This is a genomic window from Curtobacterium sp. MCBA15_008 (assembly GCF_001865065.1).
Classification (GTDB): Bacteria; Actinomycetota; Actinomycetes; order Actinomycetales; family Microbacteriaceae; genus Curtobacterium.
In genome coordinates, this window is record NZ_MJGN01000029.1 from 986 (window position 1) to 8934 (window position 7949).

Below are 7949 nucleotides of genomic sequence, written 5' to 3' on the forward strand. Positions count from 1 at the left end.
CGTCGGCGCCGAGCTCCTCGATGAAGTCGGCGAACTCGTCGGCGGTCCCGACGAAGCCCTCGCGCGAGGACACCCGTCCCTTGCGCGCCTTGCGCTCCAGCAGCGTGCGCAGCGGCGCGTCCGGGGTGTCCCCGAGCAGCCCGCGGATCGTGCCGGCGGAGACGTGGTCGCCGAAGGTCCCGTCCGGCACAGGCGCGTCGAGGTCGAGCGCGAGCAGGTCGGTCTCGGAGTCGCTCGACCAGGCGATCGCCGCGGTGCGCAGGTCGTCGTCGGACGGGTGCCGGGACGCCTCGACGATCCGGTCGGCCTCGGCCGGCGACGACACGATCTCGGGCTTGAGGACGAACAGGATGCGCAGGTCGGCCGCCGTCCGTCCGGCGGCAGCGGCGGCACCGATCACACGAGCGCGGTAGTCGCGCACGGCGGCGGCGGACAGCGGCGCGAGCGCGAGCTGGACGTCCGAGTGCGTCCCCGCGAACCCGAGCCCCCGCCCCGAACCACCGGGGGAGACGACGATCGGGTCGGAGCCCATGGGCAACGCGTTGAGCGGGCCGTCGGCGGTGAAGTACGCGCCCTCGTGGTGGAACGCGTCGAGGGCGTCGCCGTCAGCGAAGTGCCAGTCGGAGGGATCCCCGACGTACCCGGACGATCCCCACGAGCCCCACAGCCGACGGAGCAAGGTGATCCACTCCTCGGCGCGGTCGTAGGCCTGGTCGTGCGGCAGCGGCTCGAGACCGGCGTGCCGCGCGCTCCCGGTGTCGGTGACGACGTTGATGCCGAGCCGCGACCCGGACAGGTGCGCGAGCGTGGCGAACTGCCGTGCCGCGAGGTACGGCGGCGTGATGCCCGCGTTGACGGTCGGTGCGATGCCGATGTGCGACGTCGCGGCGAACAGGTACGGCGCGAGGAGCAGCGGGTCGTGCTTCGGCCCGCCGTACGCCTGCCGGATGCGCAGGTCGAGGGTGGACGGGTTGCCGAGCGAGATCGCGTCCTCGGCGATGACGAGGTCCATGCCGGCCTGTTCGAGCGCCCGGACCGACTGCTGGTACAGGTCCGGCTTCGTCCAGTCGTGCCCCCAGTCCCAGTCCGCGCGGCCCCACGCCTGCGGGCCGAACCCGCGCGAGAAGAAGTACCCGAAGTGCTGCAGCTCGGCCATGGTCAGAGCTCCTCGGCGATGACGTGGTCCTGCGGAACGGCGTGCGTGAGCGACGCGAGGTCCGCGGCGGACTCGACCCGTGCCTCCAGGCCGACGGCACCGTCTGCGGAACGCACGGCGGCGAACCCGCGTTCCAGGTCGCGGACGAGGTCTGCGACGTCCTCGATGCCGACCGACAGCCGGATCAGCCCGTCGTCGATGCCCTGATCCGCTCGTTCCTCCGGGGTGCGGCCGGCGTGCGTCGTCGTGGCGGGGTGCAGGATGAGCGACCGGACGTCGCCCAGGTGGGTCATCCGGCTGAACAGCTGGACCGTGTCGATGAAGGTGCGCGCGGCGGCTTCGCCGCCCGCCAGCGTGAACGCGAAGACGGAGCCGGCACCGCGCGGCAGGTAGCGCTGGGCGAGGTCGTGGTACGGACTGGAGGCGAGACCCGCGTGGTCGACGCTCGTCACGTCCGGCTGTTGGTCCAGGAACTCCGCGACGGCCAGCGCGTTCGCGCTGTGGCGTTCCACCCGCAGGCTGAGCGTCTCGATGCCCTGGCGCAGCAGGAAGGCGTTGAACGGCGACGGGGTGGGACCGATGCGCGAGGCGACGACGTCCCGCGCGAACACGACGTACGCCCGAGCACCGTAGCGCTCGACGTAGCTCTGGCCCCCGAGGGACCGCTCGGGGCTGGTGAGGTGGGACCAGCGCTCGGGGGAGGCGGACCAGTCGAACGTGCCGCCGTCGACGACCACGCCGCCGAGGCCGGCACCGTGACCGGACAGGAACTTCGACGCCGAGTGCACGACGATGTCGGCGCCGTGCTCGACCGGCCGGACGAGGTACGGCGTCGCCAGCGTGTTGTCGACGATGAGGGGGACCCCCGCACGGTGCGCGGTGTCCGCGACGCCGGTGATGTCGAGGACGTCGTTCTTCGGGTTCGGGATCGTCTCGGCGAAGAACGCCTTCGTGTTCGGACGGACGAGTCGCGCCCACTCGTCGAGGTCGCGCGCGTTCGCGACGAAGTCGACCTCGATGCCGAGCCGGCCGAGGTTCTGCACGAGCAGGCCGCGGGTGCCCTCGTAGATGCTCCGGGCACTGACCACGTGGTCGCCGGCCTGCAGGATCCCGAGGAACGCGATCGTCGCCGCGGCCTGGCCGCTGCCGACCAGGATCGACTCGACGCCACGCTCGAGCAGGGCCACCCGGCGTTCGACGTCGGCGTTCGTCGGGTTGCCGAGCCGCGTGTAGGTGTAGCCGTCGTCGGTGCCGGCGAAGCGGTCGCGGGCCTGGTCGAAGTCGTCGAAGAGGAAGCCCGACGACATGTGGATCGCAGGGACCCGTGCACCGTGGCCCGCGTCGGGCTCGAACCCGCCGTGCACCTGTTCGGTCGCGAAACCGTGCTCATCGTCCGCCACGGGACACCTCCTGCCGTCGTGCCCGTACTCTCGCAGGCTTCGCCGCAGCGCTCCTGATTGCGGCGTCGAGTTACGGCGGTGCGCTCTGCCACCATGGGAGGCATGGTGGACGACGACGCGACCCTACTCATCCGTGACGTACGACCGTGGGGAGGGGACCGCGCCGACGTCGTCGTCGCGGGCTCCCGCATCGCCGCCGTCACCGCTCCCGGTGCGGTGCCGGACGGTACCGCGACCGTGGTCGAGGGCCGCGGGCGACTCGCACTCCCCGGGCTGGTGAACACCCACGCGCACGTCGACAAGAGCTGGTGGGGACACCCGTGGGAGTCCTACGGCGGCGAGGGCGGCACCGAGGGACGCATCGCCCACGAACGGGCCCGTCGAGACGCGCTCGGCATCCCCGGCGAAGCCGTCGCCACCCGGGTCCTCCGCGAGTCCCTCCGCACCGGCACCACGCGCGTCCGCACCCACGTGGACGTCGACCTCGGTGTCGGGCTCCGCGGGATCGAGGCCGTCCGCGCCGCCGGTGCCGCGCTCGACGGCGCGGTCGAGCTGTCGATCGTGGCGTTCCCGCAGGACGGCGTCCTCCGCCGGCCCGGCGTCCTCGACCTGCTCCGGCAGGCGGCGCTCGCCGGTGCGGACCACATCGGCGGGCTCGACCCGTCCCTCATCGACCGCGACCCGGTCGGACAGCTCGACGGCCTGTTCGCCATCGCCGCCGACACCGGCTGCGGCATCGACGTCCACCTGCACGAGCCCGCCGAGCTCGGCGCGTTCTCGTTCGACCTGGTCCTCGACCGAGTGGAGCGGTTGGGCATCGCACCGGGGAAGGTGAACATCGCGCACGGCTTCGCGATCGTCGACGTCGACCCGGTCCGGCGCCGTGACCTGCTCGCCCGGATGGCGGCACTGGGCGTCACGATGACGACCGTCGCCCCGGTCCGGCTCAAGCAGCTGCCGTTGCACGAGTTCGACGCGGCCGGGGTCCGCTTCGGCTTCGGCACCGACGGCATCCGCGACCTCTGGAGCCCCTACGGGGACGGCGACCTGCTCGGCATCGCGTGGCAGTACGCGCGGGCCGGTGGGGTCGTGCGGGACGAGGACCTGGTGCGGGTGGTCGAGATCGCCTCGCGCGAGGGTGCCCGGTTCGTCACCGACGAGGAGCACGACCTCGTCGCGGGGGCCCGCGCCGACGTCGTGCTCGTCGACGCCGAGAACCCGATGGACGCCCTGGTCCGCCGGGTGCCGCGGTCGCTCGTCGTCGCGGGCGGCCGGGTGTTCGACCCCGCGGAGCTGGCGCAGCACCCCTGGGAGTGACGCGGGAGGGCGCGCGAGCGGGCTCCGCGCCGTCTGCGACATCGCACGAGTCGATCGACACGTGGGACGTCGCAGTATGCGCATGCATCCGGTGCGCGCGCATGCGACGACGAACCACCGGGTGATCGACGCGTGGGACGTCGCACCATGCGCACGCACCGGCCTGGAGGCGCGTGGCGGCGCCGCCACGCGCCTCCAGGCCGTCGTCAGTCACCGGACGCGACCGAGCGGACCACCGCTGCCAGCCGTGCCGAGAAGCCGTCGGGCACGGTGGCGGGGAGGGCGTCGAGCGGGAACCACCGGACGTCGTCGCTCTCGTCGCTGACCGTGGTGGCCGTCGCCGGGTCGACCAGGGCGACGAAGCCGACGTCCCAGTGCGCGGCGCAGGCGAAGCCGCCGTGCAGGTCGTGGCGGTCGAGGTCCACGACGTGCTCGTCGAGGAGCTCGAGGTCGGCGATGCCGGACTCCTCGCGGGCTTCGCGGCGGGCGGCGTCGGCGAGGTCGCGGTCGTCGGGCTCGAGGTGGCCACCGAACTGCACCCAGAAGCGGCCCTTCCGGTGCAGGCAGAGCAGGACGTGGCCGAGGTCGGGGGAGAACACGAAGCACGACGCGGTGAGGTGCTCGGGGCCGCCGTCGCGCCGGAGTGCCGCGTCGCCGTTCGTGGCGACGAAGGCGGCGAAGCGGTCCCGCTGTGGGGCGGGGGCGGCGGCGAGGGCGGCGGTCACGGTGTCGGCGTGCATCCGGTCATCCTCGCAGGGGAGCGGGCGCGGGTGCGGGTGCGGGCGGCGGTCGGTGCGTGCGCATGTTCCGACGTCCCACCTGTCGATCGACTCGTGTGTTGTCGATCGATTTCGGCGCAGCTGATGCGTGCGCATCGTGCGACGTTCCACCTGTCGAACGACGCGTGGGAAGTCGATCGATGCACGCGAAAGGTGCGTGTACATGTTTCGACGGACGGCGGACCCGCGCCGCCCGGCCCGCGTGCGGCGTCAGAACAGCGCGCGCACGCCCGCCGCAACCGTCGCCCACACCTCGAGGAGCGGGCCCCGCGCCAGCCACACCGCCACGGCGTTGACCGCCACGAACAGCACGAACCAGAGCGTCGCCGGGACGCGCATCTCCGCCGCCGCGATGTGGAAGTCGGTCTGCACGCGGGCACCGGTCAGCAGCCACCGTGCGACCTGCACCACCGAGCGCAGCCCGTCGACCACGAAGAACGCCCCGACGGCGGCGACGACGAGCACCGTGGTCTCCGAGGGACGCAGCGCGACCCAGATCGCCAGCACGTCGAAGCCGACGACCACCAGGATGCCGAACCAGTTCCGGACGAACGCCAGCGCCACGAGCCCGACGACGCCGAGCACCACGACGGGCAACCACCGCGACCCGTGCAGCACCCCGGTGACGAGGAGCACGCCGGCCCAGAGCGGTGCGCTGTAGCCCGCGTACAGGTTGAGCACCCGCACGAGCCAGCGGATCCCGCCCGGCACCCGGCCGAGCTGGACCCAGGCCTCGCCGGACCCGTCCGGGTGCAGCTCGATGCGGTGGATGCGTCCGCCGAACGGCACGACGACGACGGCGTGCCCGACCTCGTGGGCGATGGTCGCGGCGATGCGCGCCACCCGGCCGACGACGGGCACGAAGGGCATGACCGCGCCGACGAGCAGCGCGACGAACACGAGTGACGGGGCGACGAGGGAGGGGGCTGCGGTGGTCAAGGGACCAGGATCGCAGCCCCCACCGTGGAGGAGCCGAAGACGCTCAGGACGTCCAGGACGGCACCAGCGCCACCCCGATCACGACGATCGTCGCGATGATGGCGAGCGCGGTGAGGACGGCCAGGAACACCGTCAGCCGGTTCATGCGGATGTGCCTGGCTATTCGACCGTCACCGACTTCGCGAGGTTCCTCGGCTTGTCGACGTCGCAGCCGAGCTGCAACGCGAGTTCGCGGGCGAGCATCTGCAGGGGGACGACGGCCTCGAGCGGACCCCACGGTGCCGTCGCGCGGCCCCAGGCGAGGTCCCCGGCGGCACGTCGGCCGAGCGCCGGGATGTCCGACCCCTCGCCGCCGATGGTGATGACGAAGCCGCCGCGCGCCCGGACCTCGGCGATGTTCGCCTGCAGTCGGGGTTCGCCGTGGTCGATGACGACGACCGGGGTGCCCTCGTCGACGAGGGCGAGCGGTCCGTGCTTGAGTTCGCCCGCCGGGTAGGCCTCGGCCCACCGGTAGCTGAGCTCCTTGAGCTTGAGGGCACCCTCGGCGGCGTACGGCAGCCCGGCACCGCGGCCGAGGAACAGGAAGCCGGTGGCCTCCCGGACGCTCGACACCAGGAGCGGGATCCGGTCGGCGGCGATCTCGGCGGCGTGCTCGATCCGGGCCGGCAGGTCGGTGAGCTCGGCCACCAGCGCGGCGGCCCGGGCGGCGTCGATCCGGCCCGACGCGACGAGCGCCGAGATCATCGCGGCGACGCCGACGACCACCTGCGCGGTGAAGGTCTTCGTGGCCGCGACGCCGATCTCGGGGCCGGCGTGGCAGTCGAGCACCGCGTCGGCGCGGCGGGCGAGCGACGAGTGCACGTTGTTCGTGAGCGCGAGCACCGGGTGCCGGTCCTCGAACCGGTCGAGCGCACGGAGGACGTCCGCGGTCTCGCCGGACTGGCTGATCGCGACGACCAGGGTGCCCGGGCCGAGCACGACCTGCTCCGCTTCGCTCGCGACGACGATGTCGGTGGGCACGCCGCCGATCCCGCGCAGGGCGGTGGCGATCACCTGCCCGGCGTTGAGCGAGGTCCCGCAGGCGACGATCGCGAGCCGGTGGAAGCCGGGCAGGCCGAGTCCGACCCACATGCTGCCGTCGGCGGCGCGGCGGGCCACGCGGTCGAGGATCGAGGCCACCACGGCGGGCTGCTCCTCGATCTCCTTCGCCATGTGGTCGGGGTGGTCGCCGAGGTCGAGCGCGGCACCGGCGAACGGCGCGGGCGTCGGGAAGGGCACCGGCACGGTCACACCGGCGGAGGACCAGGTCCACGCCTCACCGAGCTCGACGACGTCACCGTCGCGGAGGGCGACGAAGGTCTCGCACCACTCGGCGATCGCGCCGATGTCGCTGGCGACGAAGTCACCGCGTGCGGAGCGGGCCACGACGAGCGGGGAGCGGTCGGCGGCGGCGACCATGCGGCCGTCCCGGGCGTCGAGGACGACGATCGCCCACGACCCCTCGAGCTGCGCGGTCGCGATCTGCACCGCGAGCATCAGGTCGGGGTCGACGGCGAGGGCCCGCTCGACGAGGTGCGCGATGACCTCGGAGTCGACGTCGGACGCGAACACGTGTCCCTGCCGCTCGAGGTTCGCCCGCAGGCGGTCGGCGTTCTCGACGATGCCGTTGTGCACGATGCTGATCCGGCCGGAGCAGTCGGCGTGCGGGTGGGCGTTCGCCTCGCGGACGATGCCGTGGGTGGCCCAGCGGGTGTGGCCGATGCCGGTGCCGGTGAGGGCGTCCCCGGATCGTGCGGCGACGAGCGTCCGCAGGTCACCGACACGCGACACGGACCGGATGGTCTCGGTCCCGCCGGTGGCGGTCCGGACGGCGACCCCCGCGGAGTCGTAGCCGCGGTACTCGAGGCGTTCGAGTCCGTCGAGCAGGTAGGGCGTCGCGTCGTCGGAGACGCGGGCCGCGATGATGCCGCACATCTGGGGTCCCTTCGGGTGGGGAGAGCAGCGGGGAGTTCGGGGGAGTGGTGCGGCACCGACCGCCGTCGGGTCTGCCGTGCGTCCGGGGCCGTCGACCGGGGCCGGCGCCCGTCCTCGGATCAGGCGAGGACGGACGGCGGCGTCCGCGGCCGACGGTTCGGGTACCGGACGGGGTACCACGGGCTGTCCCCTGGGAGGGGAACGGCGGTCGGTGCAGGAGAAGCCTCACCCGGGGAGGGTGACACGGCAACAGTCGTCGCCCGCTCTTGCGGTTCCTCGCGCTCCGGGGGCCATCCGGTGCGGCCGCGTGCGGAGTCCCGCAACCCCCGCGCGGAGCCGGGAAAAGGGGGAGGACGCACGAAAAGACGGACTGGAGGCACGGTG

The 7949-nt window shown here is 73.2% G+C and carries 6 protein-coding genes; 1 reads left to right on the top strand and 5 read right to left on the bottom strand.

What is annotated here, in order from left to right:
* Both BIU96_RS12690 and BIU96_RS12695 read right to left on the bottom strand, forming a co-directional pair.
* Positions 1-1156 (bottom strand): LLM class flavin-dependent oxidoreductase (locus BIU96_RS12690; RefSeq protein WP_071292987.1); only part of this gene is annotated, 1156 nt, incomplete at its 3' end.
* 2 nt (positions 1157-1158) lie between these two features.
* Entirely contained in the window at positions 1159-2556 is a 1398-nt protein-coding gene (locus BIU96_RS12695; RefSeq protein WP_071292988.1) for an O-acetylhomoserine aminocarboxypropyltransferase/cysteine synthase family protein, read from the bottom strand.
* 102 nt (positions 2557-2658) lie between these two features.
* Here BIU96_RS12695 and BIU96_RS12700 point away from each other — a divergent pair, with 102 nt between their 5' ends.
* Positions 2659-3873, top strand: coding sequence for an amidohydrolase family protein (locus BIU96_RS12700; RefSeq protein ID WP_071292989.1), 1215 nt, complete (start codon positions 2659-2661; stop codon positions 3871-3873).
* A gap of 206 nt (positions 3874-4079) precedes the next feature.
* Here BIU96_RS12700 and BIU96_RS12705 read toward each other — a convergent pair whose 3' ends face one another.
* The 3 genes from BIU96_RS12705 to glmS form a co-directional block, all read right to left on the bottom strand.
* Positions 4080-4613, bottom strand: a complete 534-nt coding sequence (locus BIU96_RS12705; RefSeq protein ID WP_071292990.1) for an NUDIX hydrolase — start codon at positions 4611-4613, stop codon at positions 4080-4082.
* A gap of 249 nt (positions 4614-4862) precedes the next feature.
* A complete protein-coding gene (locus tag BIU96_RS12710; protein WP_071292991.1) occupies positions 4863-5591 on the bottom strand; it encodes a M50 family metallopeptidase in 729 nt (242 codons plus the stop codon).
* Between the two features lie 159 nt (positions 5592-5750).
* Positions 5751-7565, bottom strand: a complete 1815-nt coding sequence (gene glmS, locus BIU96_RS12715; protein WP_071292992.1) for a glutamine--fructose-6-phosphate transaminase (isomerizing) — start codon at positions 7563-7565, stop codon at positions 5751-5753.
* Positions 7566-7949: the final 384 nt, after the last annotated feature.

Bases quoted from the DNA above. Each gene is read 5' to 3' on its own strand.
- BIU96_RS12700 (WP_071292989.1), top strand. From the start codon at position 2,659: ATGGTGGACGACGACGCGACCCTACTCATCCGTGACGTACGACCGTGG.
- BIU96_RS12705 (WP_071292990.1), bottom strand. From the start codon at position 4,613: ATGCACGCCGACACCGTGACCGCCGCCCTCGCCGCCGCCCCCGCCCCA.
- glmS (WP_071292992.1), bottom strand. From the start codon at position 7,565: ATGTGCGGCATCATCGCGGCCCGCGTCTCCGACGACGCGACGCCCTAC.